This window comes from Microbacterium sp. 69-10 (assembly GCF_001897945.1).
GTDB lineage: Bacteria > Actinomycetota > Actinomycetes > Actinomycetales > Microbacteriaceae > Microbacterium.
This window is the reverse complement of sequence record NZ_MKRT01000008.1, coordinates 30579-30986: the sequence shown is the minus strand read 5'-3', so window position 1 is coordinate 30986 and position 408 is coordinate 30579. Positions and strand designations below refer to the sequence as shown.

The 408-nt window shown below is 70.8% G+C and carries 1 protein-coding gene; it reads right to left on the bottom strand.

The genetic code is table 11. The features are described 5' to 3' along the window. Nucleotides 1-396, bottom strand: a 396-nt coding sequence (locus BGN97_RS03455; protein WP_292698066.1) for a hypothetical protein, incomplete at its 3' end; no start/stop codon positions are given. Between the last annotated feature and the right edge of the window lie 12 nt (nucleotides 397-408).

Here is a 408-nt window from a genome sequence, read left to right as displayed (position 1 = left end):
GCGCGTGGCCTCTCGCGCGACCGCCGAGGCCATGGCCACCCCCTTGAGCGCGGCCGTCGCGGCGTGGATCGCCGCCGTGAACTTGGTCGTGTCTACCCGCAGCGTCACCTTCACCGTGCGCTCACGGGTCGGCGTGGCGCCGAGCGCGCAGAACCGATCGTTGAACTCGTGCGCCTGCATCGTGTGCAGCGTCTCCGGGTCGTGCCGGTAACGGAACTGGACCGTCTTCCGGTTCCGCTGCGGGTCGGACACGATCACGCCCACGCTGTCGGTGCCGTGCGGGGTGAACTCCTGCCCGCGGCGGGCGTCGGCGTGACGCTTCGGCGGGCGGTTCACGACCGGGTGACGGCGGAAGATGGATGCCTGACGCGGCTCGTACTGCTCGGTCTTGCTCACGGTGTGCCCTCC